Source organism: Dictyobacter kobayashii (assembly GCF_003967555.1).
Lineage (GTDB): Bacteria > Chloroflexota > Ktedonobacteria > Ktedonobacterales > Ktedonobacteraceae > Dictyobacter > Dictyobacter kobayashii.
Genome location: NZ_BIFS01000002.1, coordinates 1,784,185 through 1,804,067, shown reverse-complemented (window position 1 = coordinate 1,804,067; position 19,883 = coordinate 1,784,185). Strand labels below are relative to the sequence as shown.

At 49.2% G+C, this 19,883-nt stretch carries 15 protein-coding genes and 1 pseudogene; 2 read left to right on the top strand and 14 right to left on the bottom strand.

What is annotated here, in order from left to right; genetic code table 11:
• Position 1: 1 nt before the first annotated feature.
• The 9 genes from EL645_RS44770 to EL645_RS34265 all read right to left on the bottom strand — a co-directional run bounded on the left by EL645_RS44770 (position 2) and on the right by EL645_RS34265 (position 9,652).
• Entirely contained in the window at positions 2-238 is a 237-nt protein-coding gene (locus EL645_RS44770; RefSeq protein ID WP_218032188.1) for a 7-cyano-7-deazaguanine synthase, read from the bottom strand.
• Positions 239-255: 17 nt separating this feature from the next.
• A complete protein-coding gene (locus EL645_RS44765; protein ID WP_218032187.1) occupies positions 256-753 on the bottom strand; it encodes a 7-cyano-7-deazaguanine synthase in 498 nt (165 codons plus the stop codon).
• 43 nt (positions 754-796) lie between these two features.
• Entirely contained in the window at positions 797-1,246 is a 450-nt protein-coding gene (queF, locus tag EL645_RS34295; protein WP_126556938.1) for a preQ(1) synthase, read from the bottom strand.
• Between the two features lie 191 nt (positions 1,247-1,437).
• Positions 1,438-2,499 (bottom strand): DUF2332 domain-containing protein, encoded by a 1,062-nt coding sequence (locus EL645_RS34290; protein ID WP_161977923.1) that lies wholly within the window; start codon positions 2,497-2,499, stop codon positions 1,438-1,440.
• A gap of 155 nt (positions 2,500-2,654) precedes the next feature.
• Positions 2,655-3,197 (bottom strand): GNAT family N-acetyltransferase, encoded by a 543-nt coding sequence (locus EL645_RS34285; RefSeq protein WP_126556936.1) that lies wholly within the window; start codon positions 3,195-3,197, stop codon positions 2,655-2,657.
• A gap of 216 nt (positions 3,198-3,413) precedes the next feature.
• A complete protein-coding gene (locus EL645_RS34280; protein WP_126556935.1) occupies positions 3,414-5,360 on the bottom strand; it encodes a protein phosphatase 2C domain-containing protein in 1,947 nt (648 codons plus the stop codon).
• A gap of 48 nt (positions 5,361-5,408) precedes the next feature.
• Positions 5,409-6,221, bottom strand: coding sequence for a hypothetical protein (locus EL645_RS34275; protein ID WP_126556934.1), 813 nt, complete (start codon positions 6,219-6,221; stop codon positions 5,409-5,411).
• Between the two features lie 76 nt (positions 6,222-6,297).
• On the bottom strand, positions 6,298-8,193 hold the full coding sequence (locus EL645_RS34270; RefSeq protein WP_126556933.1) for an anti-sigma factor: 1,896 nt from the start codon (positions 8,191-8,193) through the stop codon (positions 6,298-6,300).
• Positions 8,180-9,652, bottom strand: a complete 1,473-nt coding sequence (locus tag EL645_RS34265) for a DMT family transporter (protein WP_126556932.1) — start codon at positions 9,650-9,652, stop codon at positions 8,180-8,182. Before EL645_RS34265 ends, EL645_RS34270 begins: the two co-directional genes overlap by 14 nt.
• A gap of 814 nt (positions 9,653-10,466) precedes the next feature.
• Between EL645_RS34265 and EL645_RS34260 the strand changes: the two genes are divergently transcribed.
• On the top strand, positions 10,467-10,763 hold the full coding sequence (locus tag EL645_RS34260; RefSeq protein ID WP_126556931.1) for a hypothetical protein: 297 nt from the start codon (positions 10,467-10,469) through the stop codon (positions 10,761-10,763).
• Positions 10,764-11,386: 623 nt separating this feature from the next.
• Positions 11,387-12,301, top strand: a complete 915-nt coding sequence (locus tag EL645_RS34255) for a Stp1/IreP family PP2C-type Ser/Thr phosphatase (protein ID WP_218032186.1) — start codon at positions 11,387-11,389, stop codon at positions 12,299-12,301.
• Positions 12,302-12,423: 122 nt separating this feature from the next.
• On the opposite strand, the gene EL645_RS34250 is transcribed toward EL645_RS34255, so the two are convergent.
• The 5 genes and pseudogenes from EL645_RS34250 to EL645_RS34230 form a co-directional block, all read right to left on the bottom strand.
• Positions 12,424-15,843 (bottom strand): ATP-binding protein, encoded by a 3,420-nt coding sequence (locus EL645_RS34250; RefSeq protein ID WP_136625345.1) that lies wholly within the window; start codon positions 15,841-15,843, stop codon positions 12,424-12,426.
• Positions 15,783-16,316 carry a DUF6788 family protein gene (locus tag EL645_RS40120; protein WP_126556929.1) on the bottom strand — a complete coding sequence of 178 codons (534 nt, stop codon included), beginning with the start codon at positions 16,314-16,316 and terminating at the stop codon, positions 15,783-15,785. The genes EL645_RS34250 and EL645_RS40120 overlap by 61 nt, the downstream gene beginning before the upstream one ends.
• A 161-nt stretch (positions 16,317-16,477) precedes the next feature.
• A pseudogene (gene iscB / locus EL645_RS34240) lies at positions 16,478-17,793 on the bottom strand (RNA-guided endonuclease IscB).
• A 728-nt stretch (positions 17,794-18,521) separates the two neighbouring features.
• Entirely contained in the window at positions 18,522-19,433 is a 912-nt protein-coding gene (locus EL645_RS34235; RefSeq protein ID WP_126556928.1) for a phosphotransferase family protein, read from the bottom strand.
• Positions 19,434-19,519: 86 nt separating this feature from the next.
• Positions 19,520-19,837 (bottom strand): secondary thiamine-phosphate synthase enzyme YjbQ, encoded by a 318-nt coding sequence (locus tag EL645_RS34230; protein ID WP_246035746.1) that lies wholly within the window; start codon positions 19,835-19,837, stop codon positions 19,520-19,522.
• Positions 19,838-19,883: the final 46 nt, after the last annotated feature.

The following is a 19,883-nucleotide window of genomic DNA, read 5'->3' as shown; positions in this document are numbered from 1 at the left end:
GTTATGCGTTGGCCTGGCCAGGGATATGCAGATATTGCTCTGGATCGTTGGCATAGACAGTGGGATCCGGCACACCCGCAACCTTGAAGGCTTCGTATCTCTCCACACAGGTGCCGCAAACGCCGCAATGCTGGTCCCCCAGTCCTTCGTTGCCACCTTCGTAACAACTCCAGGTCAGTTCAAATGGCACATTCAGATTCGCGCCCAGGCGGGCGATCTGCGCCTTCGAGAAACGCATAAATGGGGACTCAACCTCTATCTTCTGCCCTCCATTGAAATGGCCAGCAGGTTGTTAAACGCATCCACAAAAATTTTGCGGCAGTCGGGATATTGCGCATAGTCTCCCTGGTGGGCAGCATAGGCAACAACGCTCGCATGCTCGTTCCAGGCCACCGTGGCAGCCTGTAGGAGCATATTTGGATTACGATAGGGAACAACCGTCGCCTTCATGCTATCGTCAGTGTAGTGGCCGTGTGGCATTTTACGCTCTGGATTGATCAGGGCTGAGTCTGAGTTGCTCAGGAGTCGCGCGATCGGCAGATCAACGGTATCGTGCGCGATCTCCAGCTGATTGTAGCGCGCACGCAGATCAGCTATATAGCGCTCCGCGTAGTTTAATTCTTTAACATGTTTTTGTCCATAATTGAATGAAAGCAGGTGCAGGTGAAATCCGGCTGCGGCATAATAATGTGCCAACACGCAGCTGTCCATTCCACCGCTAACAATCAATACTGCTCGGTTGCTTTTAGGCATGATATACTCCCTTTCAGAGCCAGGTAAATTGTGCAGAATAGAATTAGCCGATAGCAGGTAAGAAACGTTTGAGCTCTGGACGTGGACCCTGGTAATCGGGGTTGGCGTATTCAGTAGTAATAACCGTTTTAATATTGCCGCGTACAGTAAAGTCTCCTACTACACGCATCCAGCGAGGTGCCAATAGTTCCACCAGGTCATCCAATATAGCATTGCTCGATGCTTCATGGCTAATCTGGCGATTGCGATACGTATTAATATACAACTTCAAGCTCTTCAATTCAACCACATGTTTGTCGGGTACATAATCAATAATAATAGTAGCGAAATCCGGGAAACCCGAGCGAGGACACAAACAAGTGAACTCGGGGATCTCAAAATGCGTGACATAGTCACGTTCGGGATAAGAATTAGGCCAGGCTTCTAGCTGATTTGCAGCAATTTCATCAAAGCCATAGCGACCGGGTATACGGTCCTGCTCAGACTCTGGCATCGGTAAACCTCCACATAGAACTAATATGATCTTTCAATATCAACAATATCACAACCTTGCAATACAATCAGGCCAAAAAATCACCATGGTCGAGAATGTCTTGATGTTGTTTTACTGCGATAGAATCCAGTTCTCGTATGGAGGTCCAAAAAGCAGACGATGTCTGGCAGCGCTTTCTTCGCTATTGCTCGCTAGGCCAACCACTCCAACCAGCTACCATGGGCTGAGGCGCGCGCCAGCACCTGTTTGGTCTCTAAACTTTGTAAATAGAGATAAAGCTCAAGCACAGGGTCTTCACTTTCAGACTGAGATTCATAGGAAATACGGAAGATTTCTCGACTCTTGCTGGCATTGACCAGGATATTGGAGAGTTGCTTCCGCCCCTCGTCTGAAAACTGATTAAGCGTGAATGAATGAAAAACACAGAGCGTGGTGTCGGCTGGTACGTTGGTCATGATGACTGGTAGTAATTTCAGGGCATCACCGGCCATAATCAGGGGCCGTTGTTGCCTGGCTATTTCAAGGGCCCGCTGCAGTCGTACGACCCGCTCGCTATGTTCAGGCCAGATGAGCGCACGCAACCAGAGAACTGCGTCCGGATCACTGATATTGATAGGATGCAGATCTAAACCTACTCTCAATGTAACATTCGGCAGCTCTGCCGGGAATGGGGGGATTCTGGAGCCTTGCAGGTCGCAATCGAGCTGCAAAGCGGAGGTACGCGTACCGGAGGAAAACACATCACTATAACGATAGCTATACTGATCCCACAAAAGATTGAGGCCCGCACTGGTACCAATCTCAATGATGGCTAGCGGCCGTTTGCGTCCCAGTTGCGCAGCAATTTCAAACATCGGCAACAGACAGGCACAACGACAGACCTCATTGGTCTGCACGCCCCGACTACTAATAATATCAATTATTTGCTCTGTATGCTCTCGACAAAAGTTGCGAAAGACCGGATAGACACCTATCGATATTTCGGGCAGGGTCGTTAAACTGGGATAAAAAGCTGCCAGTGGATGCTGAATACCACTGAGTAATAAATAGTGAACGGCCGCCAGAAATAAATTAGCAACCGGCTGATCGGGCCGGGCAAACCTGGCTAACATAAGCATGTCTGGATCTGCTGCTATATTGCGCGCCAACACGGTATAAAGGGGCGAAAAATTAACCTCGCTCTCTCTGCTGGCAAAGAGTCGGAAACGCTGCGCAAGATCATCTAATCCAGAAGCCGGATTGGACTGAGACATGAATACTCCCTTCAAACACATAAAACGCAAAAAGATTACATATTAAGCATAATTTAATTTATTTTATTAACACCGTAATTTAATTATATCATGTATTACTCAATATGCCATATGAGCCTGATTACTTTATAAGAATCCTATAATTCTAGTTAATATTATATTGCTTGCCACTCCCTTGCTAAAATTGAAAAAATGAGCGAGTCAGATAGCCGCCCCTGGATGATTCTGTTTTCACGCAGCCAACCTTCTTTTTGCATACCAACTTTTTGCATGACACCAATCGAGGACAGGTTGTCTGGTACACAGGCACCAAAGATGCGTCGAAATTTTAATGTTTTGAAACCATAGTCGAGCAGTGCAAGGACCGCCTCAGACATATAGCCCCGACCCCAATAAGCGCTATGTAATGCATATCCCAGCTCGGCTTCGCCAACCGCCCGATTGGTTATCTGTAAACTACAAGTCCCTATCAAGCGCTGCTCGCTCTCCAGTACAATCGCCAGCTGGAAGATAAGACGATTTTGTTCATGCTGATGCTCAACCAAAAAATCCAAATTACTCTGGCATTCACCTGGAGATGATGCAGAATAAGCCAACCACTTCTTCACTTCAGGATCAGCTTCATAGGCATAGACATCCTGCCAATCTGTCAGCTCGAACTCGCGCAATTTTAAACGTTCCGTAGTCAACAATACCATCGTATCCTTCTTTAACTGTTGAACTCTCTTTCAAACTACCGGGCGGCTTAACATACATTTAGCATCATTCTTAACTCTTTGTTGCATAATGTCACGTAAAAATATTCTTGTCAAGAAATTAGCAAAAAAAAGAACATATCAATAGTAACTCTGCAGAGTTACTATTGATATGTCCGTCAGATTGTGCTTATCAATGGATAAACTGGTTGTCCTGGATCAGAGCATCCAGTTGCTGGCATCTTCTCCGCTGGCTAAACCCACCACTACGACACTAACATTGTCGGCTCCGCCATGATTGAGGGCAGCCTGAATCAGAAGCGCGCTCAATTGGGAAGGATTGTGTGCGGAAGAGGCGATAATGCGCTCCAACGCCTGATCGCGTACCATTTCCCAGAGACCATCGGAACAGAGTAATAGTACGTCATTAACCTGCAAGGGAACCGCAAACGAGTCTATCTCAACCGAGGCATGCTCTCCCAGACAGCGATAGATCTGATTGCGCTGAGGATGGGTATAAATCTCTTCTCGCGTGATTACACCATCATCAACCAGGCGGGCAACGACCGAATGATCATGGGTAATCTGGGACAAACCTTCCCCAGGCCGATAGAGGTAGGTACGACTATCCCCAACGTTAGCGATATACGCCGTCCTATCAACGACTAATGCGGCGGTCAGGGTGGTGCCCATCATACGTGGCATCTCCCGGTTCCGTCGATATAAGGCGATATTGGCCCGGTGCACGCCATCCTTGAGCATATCCTGGAACAATGTTTTTTCTGCCCTGGCATCACTACCACTGACATCGCGCAACAAGGCGGGCACAATAACATCACTGATAGTATGGATAGTGGTCCGGCTGGCCTCACGTCCATTAGCGTGCCCACCCATACCATCCGCTACCATAAAGAGGCCAGCCGGCTTTGATCCCTCATCCGTGACGCGCATACCTTGAATAGCAAAGATACTATCCTCGTTCGGCGCATCCTTACGCGTCAGGCCAGGGTCCAGGCCAATGCCAACTATAAAGCGGGGAGCGGCAGCTTCAGTACTGACAGCATCTGTCCCGGTCTCATGAGCAGGCTCATGAGGGGATGGATACACTTGTTGATCAAAATCAAAACTATCGCCCGCAGCAAGCTCCGTATGCTGTTGCGCCTTATGAGATGTTGGGGCGGGCAAAGTATCATCCAGGCCCTGAGCAGTATCATACAGCTCAATATCAATATCTTCATCGAAGTCGCCTGGCCGCGTCTCCCAGAGATCCACTTCCAGATCGTCTTCATCCGTTTGCCGTTCAAACTGTAGTGCCTGGCGCTCCCTTTTTTGCCGCTCTAATAGCTCGGTAAAGGCCTGATCGATATCGACATCTTCCTCGGTATCAGGCATCTCTTCCAGTGTCGCTGGCGGTACGATCCGTAGTTGCTGGCGCACAGTATGCGCTGGTTGAGCAACTGGGCGATCTAAATCTGGCATGGCACGTTGCGCTGGCCGCTGTAGATCGGTTGTACGCCGATTATTGACAGGTACAGACGGCTCACGACCAGTCTGACGCAACACCGGAGTTGGATAGGTCAGGCCAGGGAAGCGCACGTCTCCTACGGCCTGCGGTACAGCAGTATAGGCCGATTGGCGGGCGATCGGCACTGGCATAGCGCGCGTTTGCGGCCGCTCCACCTGCCGGGCTGGCCGAGAGGGCGCCTGTGGTGGCGCTATCGGTGCCCGATTTAGCACCGCGGTAGCCCTGGACCGTACTGGCGGAGTTGGAGGTAGCTCATCTTCCATAAAATCTTCTTGTTGCACTGCTTGCTCGGCCAGCAATTCAGCCTCTCGTAGATCATCTTCGAAAGATTGGCGGGTATTGAAATCATTCCATATGTGCCTGAACACCTTTATTCCTGATAGCACAAGCACCAACCACAAGATGAGCAGCGCTAGCGAAAGCAAGCAGAGTCCAATCAATGGCAGCAAGACGACCGCCCCGCGTGCCTGCCAGAGTATAGGAAGCTGTGGTAAAACCTGGAACAGGAAGCGCCATGCCCATGGTGGAAAGCCTCCTGAACACAATGCCAGCAGAAGGCCACTGACACACAGGCCAGCAAACGTTCCAATCTTAACCCAGCGATTATGTGTATATGCCTCTTTCAGATTCTCGCTCATCATATCCCATCCAGACTTTCTGCTTTAGATCCATTACGTCATGCCATTCCTCTATAGGTCATTTCCCATGGTGGCAGGTGTCGCCAGAAACGAGGTAATGCTTATCACTGTTGTTGGCTGCAGTACCATACGTAAACCGGCTTGCCCATTCGTCAAATCAGGGTCTGAGATTGTAATCATCCAGTGCGCAGGCTCGGGCAAATCGCTGCGCCATACTTTCGTAAAGAGCATAGCCCCGATAGCCTGGAAACGAATATTATAGACTCGGCCATTTTGCGCTTGAAAAGGGACCGTCCGTACCTGGGAAGATGTTCCATTGACCCTTTTTAAAATGCTCAAATGCTCCCCATCGATCAAGGCTTTATACCAGTTTTGTGCATCGGTCCAACGCAACACAACACCCATATTGACCCCATTGCCGAATTGATTGACTGCTCCACTGGCAACTACATTGACATTGTTATTCGCTGGCCCCAGTACGGCATTCACGCTACCCCGGCCATTGGCAATCTGCCCGGTAGAGCCGGTAATCGAGAAAGCCTGTAAGGTATTGGCGTCGCCCTGCCACTTACGCCCATCCGAGGCCTGCCCCCAGAACGATTGATTCGTACGCTGAAATGTATCCTGGGCCAGAATATTAACCTGCGTAGGAGCGAGCGCGGGCTGTGTCTTTCCGGGCTGCGGGACTTTCGTCGCCCTGGCCTGCTGTGGACCATTGTTCGGGTTGGCATTTTTTCCCATCGCATTCGCATTGGTCATTGGCGCTGTCAGGGCCTGCTGGATCGGGCCTGAAAAGAGTCCCACTACCAGACCGCTAATAACGAGCATAATGATTAGCGTAATAACCAACAAACGTTTGTTCATGCGCCTATTCCTCTCTATCATTATGCAATCAATGAATATTCTAAAGTTGTGATTCTATATGATTTCTGGCATTCCATCATCTTTTCGCCCCATTCAGTACAAATGCTCTGGGATGCATGTTGCCTGGTACTATCTGTGGTACCAATCCGCTGGCGTCTGGCTTAACGGCGGTCAGATTGATGGTCGCCAGTGCCTGCATATGGTCGTGTAACCAGATTACTCCTTCGCGCATCTGATTGGTCGATGGGTCGAGTTGACCGGCAAAGGCATGATTGGTGTTATCAATCATGTTATTAATCAACGTGAGCGTCATTGGCTGTAGCAGCTGTTTATCGTTCAGCTTAACAATCTGTTGTGCGTTTTGCCGCACCTGCCCCAACCAGAAATTGATATTGCTTATCGCTGTGGTAAGATCGTTTATCTGCTTACGCAGCGTTGCTGAAGAGCTATCAGCCTGCAACAGGCCACTCAAATGATGATTAATATGGTCCAGATAGCTCGGCGGCTGCTGATTGGGGCCAGCCACATTTATCAGGCCGATACGTGCCAGCCGCTCGTCGACCAGCAATGGTGATTTAGGTGGAAGATCCTTATTAAGGAAGGTGGTCCCATCTAAATAAGCCAGCACCCGTAGCGTCTGACGACGGATAAACCCGCTATCTTTGGTGTCCTGCCAGGTTTCACGCATGCTGGTGGTCCATTCCACAAGTTTACCAGTATTGTTATATAACCAGTTATTCAGTCCACCGGGCAACTCAAGCTCCTCCAGGGTCGGATCAGAAGCCAGCAAATGGCGCAGGTGGTCCAGGTAGCTATAATTATTTATATTGTCCGCAGCTTTAATCGGCGTACTAGAAAATTCTCCATAATAACGCCAGCTATGCATATCTACCGAAGGAGAAAGTGGCGGCATTGTGGCATCTTCCTCAGTAATCAGGACGCGGCTAGTAATTAATAAAAGATTCGAGTGCTGGGCGTCTCCGGCATAAAACAGGTGTGTATTCCCATTATTAATAGTCAGTGCTCCCAGGCCAACCGAAGTAGGATCGCTTTGATTTTTATCCCCTAATAACCAGGCATAATATTTTTTCCCCGGTGCCGGATCGGGCAGGTTGTGGGCATCCAATATTACTTGATCAGCAATACCCTGGCTGCTACTCTCATTGACCTGGCCGCTACTCACAAAGGTCAGGCGTCCGATGTCGACCAGGGCCGCTGGCTGCGAAGCCAGCGACTGGAACGATTGCGAGAAAAACAGAAATGAGCCAATAATTGCCAGTATCAGGGCCATAGTAATCACGGCCAGCACTGTGGGCAAGCGTCGAGAGCGCCGCTGCTTAGGTTTAATATGAGGCAGCGGCTGTGACACTGACTGCTTCTGTGCCTGTTGCATCTGTACCTTCATGGCTGTCTCGTGCATAGCGTGAAAACCGGGCGCCGGACTTGAGCCTATGGATTGTTGATGCTCGGTTTTGGTGTAAAAATCGGGCGCTGTACTTGAGCCTATGGGTCTTTGGTTTTCAGGCATAGAAGAAAAATCGGGCGCCAGTCCCGGACCTATGGGTTGCTCTTTTGCTCTTAATGGCGCTGTGTTCCTGCTGGTTATTTCTACTCCTGCTTTTGTCTCCAATGGAATAGTGGGCCGGGCCAGGGAGCGTTGGCGCGATAATTGACCAGCACTGACCGCTTGAACCAGGTCTTCCATCGATTGATAGACTGGAAAACCATTTCTAGAGGCCAGTTGAGCCATCTGGGCACTGTGTGCAATCACAAAAACGATGGTAAGACTATACTGGCGCTTGATATGTTTTAAGGTCGTAAAGTCATCTGGACGCTGAAAGGCTTGTGCCTGTTCGGCCAGCATCAATACCACTGGTTTCTTCTGCCCGGCAATCACGGGAAACAGCGTTGTCTTTTCATCAGTTGGCTCTACATAGAGCACACTGAAATCGCCAGAGTCATTTTTCTTCATCGTTCCCTCGCTTCCATGGCTCCATGCTCGCCCCCCAGGGCCAGCGCTGTACATCTTGATATGTCTGTTGTCGCGCTACGATAGTACGTCGTCCGGGGACATGGGTTGGAGCTTCATATATCTGATCATCGGCTGGCTCAATGCGTGCCAGCCGCACCGGACGGTGAAGTGGGCGTTGCGGCAGCTCTTCATTAGCCAGTGGTACAGCTACGAACTCCTGCGTCTGCTGTGTATAACCCATCTGCCTTAGCGTGCGTACGTCTCGTTCAACAACCGGGTTCATGGTGGTAAACAATTTACTACCCACTCGATAAAAGACCAGTATGCCCAGCACAATCAGTGCCAACCAGGCTACCAGCCAGGAAACTGATTGGGCCAGCAACAAAAGCGTTTCCATGTGCTGTGCACCCTGTAACAGCGCCGGCAACTGTGACCAGTTTCGATAAAGGTCAAGCCAGACTCCCGGCGGGAAGCCGCCGACTTTGAAGGCGATACAGGCACCTAGACTGCAACAGATGAGTGGGTAGATAAAGGATTGAAACCAGGACTGCTGCAGTTGCTGTCTTGTCCATGTTTGTGCCTGGGCACGTGGTCGCTCAACACTTCCCCAGGTATGAATAAGCACGCCAGTAACCACCAGCAGTCCGCCCAGATAGCCATCCAATGGCAGTACTTCATGCAAATAGAGATAGGCTACCAGGGCACCGAAAATCGGCTCCAGGATATAAATAAAAGAGACCGTTACCGGCGAGATATATTTCTGCAATAAAACTGTAAACAGGGTTGGCAGGAAGATGGTACCCAGGCCGATATAAAATACAACCCCCATATCCCAGGGGAGCGCAAAATGTACGATATCCCAGTCTCCAAACAGAAGGGCCAGCAGATTGGCCCACAGTGCCATGGTCAATAGCTCAATGCCGAAGAGGGGCCAGTAGGCCGCTTGATCCTTCTGCTCATGGTCGGCCAGGAATACGTAGAAGGTGCAGAGTAATCCACCGATAAACGCGATCAAGGCACCACGCGCACCACCCATAGAAGCATTTACCATCAAGAGCGCAGCCCCACTGACCGAGACAACGCCCGCAAACCAGGTCGCTTTCGTGATCGGCTGGCGCAGGAATAACCAGGTAAAGATAGCGGCCAGCAAGCCATTCAGTGAGGGAAAGAAAGCGGTGCCGGTAGCACTATTATATTTGAGCGCCACCGCCAGAGAAAACAATCCAAGACATAGACAGGTGCCTAGCAAGAAACCGCTTTTGACAGCGTTACGCGTAATATGGTGTCGCGAGAAAATCAATATACAAATTGCCGGAGGTACCAGGGTCATCATCGTGAAAAAAGTGAAGACAATAGGATCAATCCGTCCCAGCATCTCCTTGGCCACCGAATAGTAGGAACCAAACAGAAAGGTATTTAGCACAAAAGCGATTCCGGCCAGCACCTTTAATTTTTTCACCAGGGCACCTCGCAAACATATTAAAACGAAATCTGGGGGTGCATGGACTTTTCCAATCCAGCTAGAGCGCGGCCAGACTGGGAAGCGAGAGCTCAAAAAACATAAGGCGGTAGGAAGCGGTTTACCGTGTAGTAGCTTACGAGAAAACAGCCACGCTCATCAAGCGAGCTGTTCAGGTAATTTCGATATACTTCTCAAGTTCTCAATCACACACCCTGCCAAAAGTATACCTAAATGCGGCTATAGAATGAGGCGGATTCTTCTACAAATTGCCTGTGCCTGCTAGCAGTGCGGGACTAGAAAGCCATTGCAAATTTGGACGCCGCGCTAACTATTTTCAGTTATGGCATTGCCGATTTTTTGGACGTCTTATCTCATCCATAACATAAAAACCCTGTCGACGGCAATAATTTTATGCCATTATCTCCCATCCTTGATACCTTGCATCTTAAAAACGCTCCCCTTTAACTATCCCAGCAGCAGGGCTTTTTCATATTCCTCTTTGGCGCCTGAGGCGCCGGGTTGAGAGTGTGTTTGTGTCTGGTGGGCGGCTACGGCCGCCTACCAGACACAAACACACCAGAAAGCATGAACATCTTATCCCTTGCTCGTGATCTCCCTGCGATCTCGAAGCTATCGAAGATACACGGTACCTGAATAGTGACATAATATATATAATTCTTTAATCATCTGAGCTGTTGATAGACTTATTATAATCTGTTCTGCTGCACTGACACCGGTAAAACAATCCGGCTGTAGAAAGCAGGCAAAGTACAAGATGGTTTTATAGGGTGCGACAACAGGAGAAAGAGCGATGAGCAAAAAAAAGCGCAGGGCACAGTATTCGCAAAGAATGCTCTCACAGCGTATGGCCTCGCAAGGTACAACCTTTTTAAGCTGGGGCATCTTTGCCCTTGTCGGAAGTGCATTCCTGTTTATCATAGGTGTACTTTTTATCTACTTTGCTTATAAACCAGCGCACCCACAGGTCCAACTCAGCTTGCCTCTGATGCTCACATTATTGTCTGGCCCCCTGATTATCGAAGCACTACTGGTAATTGTGGGCATCATTGCTATCATCATTGGTTTAAGAAAAAAGAGGCAAATATAGCATTTAATGATAATATGGTCCATGCTTCGATAAGCAGCTAAAAAGTACGTGTTTTTTGGACTACACCATTTAATTACGTAGCCAGAAAACATGTACCCCGCCCCTACCCTCCTTCACCGATTAGTACTTTATGATGGCAAATTTGTACAAATTTGCCACTTTATACTGTAAAATACAATATAACTACTTTATATACATGTTCACTATACATGACAGAGGATATCCCGGGCATACGCAAAGGGAACAGTTAAGAACCTTTTATAGTTCTATGGTAGATCGAAAAAACTCAACTTGGATTAAAGAGTATACTTGTAAAAAGAAGCTTTATGTAGATCTCTTCTGAGAAGTGAGCATAGTACTATAAGAAGCGAATTTACTTGACAAAGAGGCTGTTTTCTCGGTAATCTTTTTTTACGTATATATCCGCTGTAGATACAGATCAGCTACAGGCTATAGGACATATCACTTATCTTTTGATAGGACATCCGCCTCAAAGTTTGTGAATTGTGGTAGTTGTGATATTCTTCTCATTAAGCGAGCAGAATGATCGCAAGCGCTCTAAGGTAGACATAATAGCAGAATCTAGCATATATATCCTTAATGATTGGAAATGGAGAAGCATAATGGAGATATTTCCTTCACATACCATTCATGACCTATCCACATCGCAACAAAAGGAACAGCGCCAGGGCGTGGCCTCGCGTGTTCGACAACTTTTTTTTAAATCATCTACCGCGCCAGCAGTGTCGGCGGCACAGAAACGTGGATATAAAACACGACCATTGGGATTGAATGTAGCGCAACGCACAGATGTTGGGCGCAAACGCCAGCATAATGAAGATAGCGTTGCTTATATTATCCCTAAAGATCAGCAGCTTCTAGAACAGAAGGGTGCCTTATTTATTGTGGCCGATGGCATGGGTGGTCATGCCGCGGGAGAAGTGGCCAGCGAGATTGCTGTTGATACTGTCTGCACTCTCTATTATCAGGATGCCGATATCGATGTGGCCGCTAGTTTGACCCGCGCCATCCAGTATGCAAATGCTACTATTTATCAACGCGCCACTGAAAATGCACAACATAGTGGAATGGGGACTACCTGTGTGGTGGCAGTTCTACGTGGAGAAACAGCGTATATAGCGAATGTAGGTGATAGTCGCGCCTATCTGGTTCGCCGAGGCCAGGTTCGTCAGATATCCCTGGATCATTCATGGGTCGCCGAGCAGGTTCGCCTGGGACAAATGACTCCCGAAGAGGCGGAGATGCATTCTATGCGCAATATTATTACCCGTTCCCTTGGACCCTTTCCAGAAGTTGAGGTAGATATCTTCGTTGAGCATGTTGAAGAGGGCGATGCCCTGGTACTCTGCAGTGATGGACTCTGTGGCATGATCAATGACCATGAACTTACCAGTATCGTAGAGCAGTTTGGCCCGCAGGAGAGTGTTTATCGCCTGGTCGAATACGCTAATGCCCAGGGGGTATTGATAATATTACCGCTATTGTGGCCCGGGCTTATCAAAGATAATTATAATTGAGCAAGCTAATACATCGCTAAGCATCGATATTTTTTATTAAAGCTGTTACTGTAACACGTTGAAGCTATTTATTTGTGAGTATTCCAGTAACAGATAGTATCGTATGTCGTCTTCGCTTGCCCCTACGCTTGCGCAAGCAGTTGACCGGCTTTCTCCATAATTTGCAGATGCTCAGTGCGTCGCGCCTCTTCCATGATATGCTCAAACGCTCTCCTGGCCTCATCCTGTTTACCACGCTTCAATAGAATCTGGGCTGACACCAGCTGTCCTTTCAAGCGCGTCTCAGCATCGACTTCCAGCGCTAATGCGCGTTCAATATTTTTCTGTGCATGACCTAGCAAGCGTACACATTTTTGTTCATCTGTTTGTAAAGTCAGCGCTTGCGCAAGCCGGAAATTAGCCAGGGCCACCAATGCCTGCCCTATCGACGGGGCATTCTGCATCGAACGGGCGATAGAGAAGGCACTACGAATACACCTGGCGGCCTCAGCCCATTCTCCACGCGCCTGTAAGATACCAGCCAGGCTGGCGTTCCATTTGCTGGTATATTCCCGATCACCCAGCACACTACTCGACTGCAGGGCAAATGCATATTCTTTTTCGGCCTCTTCCAGATTCCCCAATGCCGCATCTAATTCGCCCAGATTGCTTGACACCAGCGATAGCAGCGGTCGATCCCCAATATCTTTAGCCCGCAGTTGCGCTCGCCGTAATGCAGCCTGGGCCTGCGAATAGTGCGCCATTTTAAGATGAATGAACCCAATATTTGAGGATACATGGGCGATCTGTCGCAGCTCCTCATTCTGCTCAAAAAAGGCCAGCGCCTTATTCTGATAAGCCAGGGCCTGACTTAACTGTCCCATGGCAACCGCGATAGAACCCATATGCCGCTGCAGCCGACCCAGCAGGTCTGGATAACCCTCGATAATACGTTGGATCAACGTCTTGCACATCTTGCGATCTGAAGGACCAGCGGCAGGACTTTGCTTCTGGCCGCTCTCTAACAGGGAGAGGGCTTCCTGAGCACTATGCAATGCCTGCTCATATAAACCCTCCAATTGATAGAGATTACTCCGAGTATAATATAGCCGCGCCCAGACCGGGCCGCCGACAATATTAACGCCGTTCAATAATTTCTCACCCTGACTCCAACAATTCCAGGCCTGCTGTAGATCTCCCCGATAACGCCAGGTCCAGCTAATCTGATCCCAGAGCAAAGCCTGTAGCAATACTTCAGATTGGGCATCCTGGGATGTCATATGGCGACTACGTAGTTCGAGTACCTCGTGGAAAATATTACATGCTTTTTCATAATCGCCACCCCCATTCATGGTACATTCCGCCAGCCGCTCAAGCAATGAAATCAATTGGGGCAATACATCGGTGGATTGGACCTTCTTCAAGTAGTGTACCGCGGTCTGGTAATGGGTTGCGGCATCAGCGTAAGCCGATACGATATAGGCATCGTTGCCGGCTAACTCAGCGTAATAGGCGATCCTGGCCGCGTCGGCACCCGCTTTTTCCAGGTGCATGGTTACGGTCGCCGCCACATTCTCTTCGCGTCCCTTGTTCATCTGGAGAATAATATCGGCTACCCGTTGATGCAGCCGGGCGCGGCGCATAGAAGACAGGTCACCATAGAGATAGGACACCAATAAGGGATGCCAGAAATGATAGGAGATGCGGGTACCACTTCCCTCATCGGTAATCACCCCGAATTTTAAGGCCTCTTCCAGTAAAGGGAGAATCATATCGTCTTCATCTGTATCAGAGCCGGTCTCTAGCATACAAATAGTCGGCAACTCAAAGGCACCACCCAGCACAGCAGCATGGCGCAATAATTCACGGCACTCGGGCTTGAGCAACTTCATACGATCGCCCAGGGCCCCACTAATCGTGACTGGCAGGTCAGCGGCATCTGAACAGGCTAATTGTTCAGCGAAAAAGGGATTGCCCGCTGCGTAGGTTTGAATATGGGTTACGGCTTCCTCGGGAAGAGGTGAGAGGCTGGTAACCAGTAGTTTGATCTGTTCGGGGGAGAGCGGCTTGATATCCAATGGCAGGATGGTATGTTCGCGCTGCATTTCCAGGATCATCTTGCGCAGGGGATGGGTGGCTTCACGAGGGACCTCAGATTCCCGGCAGGTAGCAAAAAAGGCGATTGGATAACCTGTGAGCTGGCGCGCCAGGTGCCCCAGCAATTCATAGCTGCTGACATCAGCCCATTGAATATCATCCAGGACAATTAGAACCGGTCCAATCTCACTCGTTTGCTTGAGCAGCTCGCTGACAGCATTATACAATGCGTATTTGGCCTGCTCAGGAACCAGCATATGGGCTGGCAGATTGCTCGTAATATCTGCGGGTAGTACATCAAGTAATCCGCTCAGCGTAGAGAGGGCGCGCAGCGTTTCCAGACTGAGTAAAGAGGTAATACTGGGATTCTTAGTCAATATATTGCGCAGGGCCTCGATCCAAACACGATAAGGAATTACGCTCTCTAATTGATAAATACGATTCCAGATAACGTTCCAGCCGTCACGCTGGGCCTCACGCCCCAGTTCCTCGGCCAGACGCGTCTTGCCAATACCCAGGTCACCATTCAGCAAGAGAAACTGAGGTTGGCGCTGGGTATCCAACGGGATACCACCAATGCGGCGTGAGCCGACCAGTTGCAGGTGAGCATTCTGCAGTAGCTTACGCATAGCGTGTAGCTCGTTATCGCGCCCGATTAAACTTCCTTGATGGATACGCCCGATTGGCTCACTTGGAATCGATACCGGGAGCATATGACGTGCATGACTGGATTGACCGGAATTGGATGAGTGGCGCTCGGTTTTCTTAACGGTGGCGGGGGCCTTTTCTGAATTTCGCGTGGCCATGGCTTTTGAGGAGAAAGCGCTACCAGTTAATCCTTCACCTGAACGTATCGCATCGTGGAGCGCACGCGTTTCGGCCGATGGCACAGCATTGTAGTCGCGCTGCAGCGTCTTCTCAAAGTGCTGGTAGGCCTGGATCGCCTCGCCACGACGCTTTAAGTTCATCAAAGCAACCAGCAACTGTTGGATCGCCAGTTCATTGGTCGGGTCCTTTAGCAACAGATTATTCAAGATATTAATAGCCTTGACATAATCATTACTGCTTGCATAAAGGCTTGACAGCTTTAAAAGCAACTCGACCCATTTTTGTCTTAATATCTGGCGCCGCCTGACCGCCCATTCCGCGACCCGCTCTTCAGGTAGGAAATCACCACTATATAGTGCAATCGCATCCTGGAGATTTTTTTCGTACTCCGGTAGCTTATTTCCTTCCTGATCAACCTGCTCAACCAGCCGTTCAAATTCATCGACATCGATCCAGATCCGCTCCTGGCCAGCTAAGCCAAACCAATCGCCATCTGTCAAAAAACGTTCCACCGCATCGCTGGATTGTGTCTGACCAGGTTTCACCGATGGATGTCCCAGCACTTTACGCAGGATATTCAGGGTCTTATTGAGGGTGCTGCTGGCAGTGTTGATATCATCATTTGGCCAGAGGGCCACGATGGCCTGGATCGCGTGGTCCGGCGACCGGGGCAACAAAGCAGGTAGGATAATAGTGCACGCACGGAACGCTGCTGCCAGGCCGCATCATCAATCACATGCCAGTCACGTCCTTTATGCTTACTGCGCCCCGGTAGCACCTTCTCTTCCAGGCGAAATTGCCCTAATGTGGAGATCCGTAGCACCACATTCTCTGCATCTGCGGCCAGTTCTGTTCGGTTTGAACGAGAGGAGAGCGGGGAGAAATTTAAGGCCATGGCACTATCTCCTGTAGTAGTTGATGGGGTATCCAGACATAGCTGTACCTCTTGTGGCAAATTCTTGCCAATATAGGTCCGCGTGGTCTGCCCATTTACCGTCTGGTAAGCATACCAATATGGACCATGCCCGATCCCTTCCCGGCACCTGCGGCAACGTGGCTTTCCACAATAAGTCACTTGCTGATGATAGGTGATCTTGCTATGCTGTGTCATGCCACAATCTCCTCTAGTAGATTCCACGCTTCTTATACTTGCCCGACTCAATATATACAGAAGAATGATGAGTACTTTGTGTACAGATCAGTGCTATTCTTTTGTATTATGACACACGCTTTACTACTATCACATTGACCGGGCCAGGAAGCCCCGTGTCTTTAGACCGGGGAAGAATGGCCCGTTCCTTTTTGATAGCTATAGCCATCGCAACGATGAATCGGAGTGCAAAAGCGATAGCTAATCCCCTGTACCCGGCCTTGCTTCGTTCGGATATCGAATGAGCCAGTAGCTCGTACCAACACCCGACCAACATATGCTCCCACTTTCTTCCCTGACGTGACCACTGCTCTGACCATATCTCCCGTTTGGTACCCAAAGTACTGCTTTTGCCTTTGGCGATGTCGAGAAGGGAAACCATATTTGTCTGTACCGCACATTTGACGCTTCCCATGACCAGTGGCCGTGATGAGAAGTGGAACCATCCCTGTGACGTGCAATCGTTCAGGTGTCCTTTTCCCCACGTTGGCGGCATCTAACCAGTGCGTCTTTGGCAGTTCTCTCGTTGTTCGGTTGAACTTTGTCAACCCTCCCGATCCACACTCAATCGGCAAACCTGTTGCCTTGAGTCGCTCGTAGAGTGCCCAGCGCGTGGAGTTGACCGCCGCCGCATCCTTGAGTGGCTTTTTTGCCTGGGCCTGGATGCGTTTCAACACATCAGGCTTTTTCTTGAGAAACACCGCGATATCCTGCGTCCCTTTGGTTGTGTTGCACTTCTCACACGCGAGACAAAGGTTGCTGACTCTGTTCGTGCCACCATTGGCGCGGGGTGAATGTGTTCTATTTGCAAAGGAAGGTCTTTCGCCCCGCAATAAGCACATTGACGGTCCCACTTCTCCAGAAGATATTCATGCACCTCATAGCCTGCCAGGGTGCCTTGTTGGTACTCAACACCCGACACTTCAGGGTTCTCCATCTGTTGCAGATCAAAGCGCACCAACTCCATACTAATCGCTGAGATAGGCGCATACCGCGAGAGGCGACGAACCCAGGTCAGCACATTGGCTATTCGGCTTTCTAACGATGGTGAGATGCAGCCCTGCTTTTTGTTCTTTCGATTGGACCATCGGGGCTTTCTGTAGCGTGTTTTTCGTTGCCGCCTTGATCTGCGAACGGCGCGGCGATCATCCAGGGCTGCCTTGATGTTGTGTCCACGGTGGGCAAGTTCCGCGGCAAAGACCACCTCACCACTGGCATCATTGACGATGGCAATACCCGTCGTACGGCTGCCAGGATCAAGTTTGACTCTGAGTGGTTGCACATAGGGATGCGCGACACTCTCGGCTTTGAGGATGAGCGTAAACGGGAATCTTTTCCACACGGCTGCTTTCCCCCGCTTCAACAAGAAACGTGCATGCCCTGGGTGAATCGGATCAAGTGGTTTCTTCTCGGGATCAACCAGGAATATTTTTGACATGATTGCTTGCTCCTTTGAGAGCCTCCTGTTTCCAGGGTGAATATGGCCTCGACAATGTTATAGAGCGGTTTGACGCGGACAACACTGAGTTAACCATCTACCTCTGTTTAATTATCCGCCGTAGAGGTTGGAACTGGCCTCGCATTCCAACGTACCTCATTTCGCTCCTAACGTAGGCTGTATTTCAAGCCTGAGTCTGGTCATGTCCGGCTTGCAAACATCCTTTCGTCCGTTTGCAAGCCCCCGCTTTTAAGCGGGTGGTTCATGACTCGATTCCTACTTTTGATGGAGAAATAACTGGTCAGGCAAATGGCTATAGGCTAGCCATTTTATATACGCTTTAACTTCTGAAAATATCATACTTTTCCAAAATCATCAATATTTGGATGTAGCATGTCAGGGCTTTTTTATTTTCCTCTTTGGCGCTTGTGGCACAAACACACTCCACCCCTGAAAGAATGGACATCGTATCGCTTGCTCGTGATCCCTGGACGAACAGTAAAAAGCCCTGGTAGCATGTAGCTGGCAAACAAAATACTATCTTGCCTGGTATATAAAACGCTATGGAGATCTTCATATCCAATAAAACAATTTTACTACTATCTTATAATAAAACACAAAAAATAGGAACTATTGTCTCTGGTGATGGGGGTTACAGTTTATTTATTTGCCGCCTCGAGGCGGCAAATAAATAAACTGTAATGGTTGGGGATATTCTGAGGTCGCTGCTATACATCTAGCCAGCGCTGAAGCGCTTGCAGCATTCGGTTCATCCAGCCAGTGTGGGACTCACCGGTATCTTCAAAGTCAAATTGCAAAAAATCGATGGTATGGATGGCTGAATAGAAGTTAATAATCTGGCGCTGTTGCTCAGTTACATTCCACAAGCGACAAAGCTCTTCTATATAAAAAAGGCCGTGCTCGCCGACATCACTGACAATACCGGTCTGGGTTAGACTAATGGTAAATAAAGGATCTCCATAACAGACGCAGTCAAAATCTACAATACCTTGCAACTCTCCATCCTGCACCAACACATTTTTAATCGTGAGGTCATCTAAAAAACAAGTGGGGGGAACGTGGCGTAGATACGTTTCAAACCGGGCTATCTTCTGCCATGGATCTGGCACCTTCTCTCCAAGCGGACCCTGGCGCACCACGCTCAGCGGTCTGGTCACCGTATCCTCGATCAGTTGATACCATGATTGATAAGGTCCATGGCCGCCCAGTGCCACATAACCATAGCCGCTTCCGGCTGGTAAGGCTATTACTTTGCGTTGAAAGGCTACAATCTGGGTCGCCAGTTGCGTCATCTGAGCATGGGTCATAGAGGAAAGCTCATAGCGCAAATCTCGTCCCGCGATCTTTTTAAAGATCATATAAGCGAAAGGATAACGCGCCATAGTTAAATCGCTGGCAATTAACTCCGGCACCGGCAACCCTAGCTGTGCCAGCGCATTGATATTCTGCTCGGTATAGGCAAAGACAGCAGGATTGGCATGGGTGCGTACTATGACATGGCGCTCAGGCAGTGCAACATCATAAGTGATGCTACTATGTCCAAAGGTCATATGTTTGGCTACCAGCGGCACGCTACCGAGCACCTCTGCCACCAACGCCATCACACTCTGTTCATTCATTTAGCTTCCTTACTATCAATTCATACAAGCTATTAGAAACAACAAAAGGGCCTCAAGGGCCCTATAACTGTTGTCTTTAGCTGTGATTAAAAACAGGAGATTTGCACGGTCCTCTGGCGAGGTCCATCCAACTCGACCAGGATGATGCGCTGCCAGACGCCCAGGAGCAGGCGGCGATTAGCATACGGTATGACCAGCGAGGGCCCAATTAGAGAAGACAGAATGTGATCTGGTGCATGCTCAGGATCATGTGGATGGCGATAATTGAGATCGGGCAGAATGGCTCTCAAGGCATCGAGAAAATCCAGGTCTGTACCAGGATCGAGGTCAGCAGTCGTAATGGCACAGGTAGTATGAGCTACAAAAAGTGTACAGATCCCGCTTTCGTTCTTAACTCGCTGGATATACTCTTCTACTGTTTCTGTAATGTCGACGATTTCATCTTTTTCT

Excerpts from the sequence above, each read along its gene's own strand:
- EL645_RS44770 (WP_218032188.1), bottom strand. The coding sequence starts at position 238 with ATGCGTTTCTCGAAGGCGCAGATCGCCCGCCTGGGCGCGAATCTGAAT.
- EL645_RS44765 (WP_218032187.1), bottom strand. The coding sequence starts at position 753 with ATGCCTAAAAGCAACCGAGCAGTATTGATTGTTAGCGGTGGAATGGAC.
- queF (WP_126556938.1), bottom strand. The coding sequence starts at position 1,246 with ATGCCAGAGTCTGAGCAGGACCGTATACCCGGTCGCTATGGCTTTGAT.
- EL645_RS34290 (WP_161977923.1), bottom strand. The coding sequence starts at position 2,499 with ATGTCTCAGTCCAATCCGGCTTCTGGATTAGATGATCTTGCGCAGCGT.
- EL645_RS34285 (WP_126556936.1), bottom strand. The coding sequence starts at position 3,197 with ATGGTATTGTTGACTACGGAACGTTTAAAATTGCGCGAGTTCGAGCTG.
- EL645_RS34280 (WP_126556935.1), bottom strand. The coding sequence starts at position 5,360 with ATGATGAGCGAGAATCTGAAAGAGGCATATACACATAATCGCTGGGTT.
- EL645_RS34275 (WP_126556934.1), bottom strand. The coding sequence starts at position 6,221 with ATGAACAAACGTTTGTTGGTTATTACGCTAATCATTATGCTCGTTATT.
- EL645_RS34270 (WP_126556933.1), bottom strand. The coding sequence starts at position 8,193 with ATGAAGAAAAATGACTCTGGCGATTTCAGTGTGCTCTATGTAGAGCCA.
- EL645_RS34260 (WP_126556931.1), top strand. The coding sequence starts at position 10,467 with ATGAGCAAAAAAAAGCGCAGGGCACAGTATTCGCAAAGAATGCTCTCA.
- EL645_RS34255 (WP_218032186.1), top strand. The coding sequence starts at position 11,387 with ATGGAGATATTTCCTTCACATACCATTCATGACCTATCCACATCGCAA.
- EL645_RS40120 (WP_126556929.1), bottom strand. The coding sequence starts at position 16,316 with ATGACACAGCATAGCAAGATCACCTATCATCAGCAAGTGACTTATTGT.
- EL645_RS34235 (WP_126556928.1), bottom strand. The coding sequence starts at position 19,433 with ATGAATGAACAGAGTGTGATGGCGTTGGTGGCAGAGGTGCTCGGTAGC.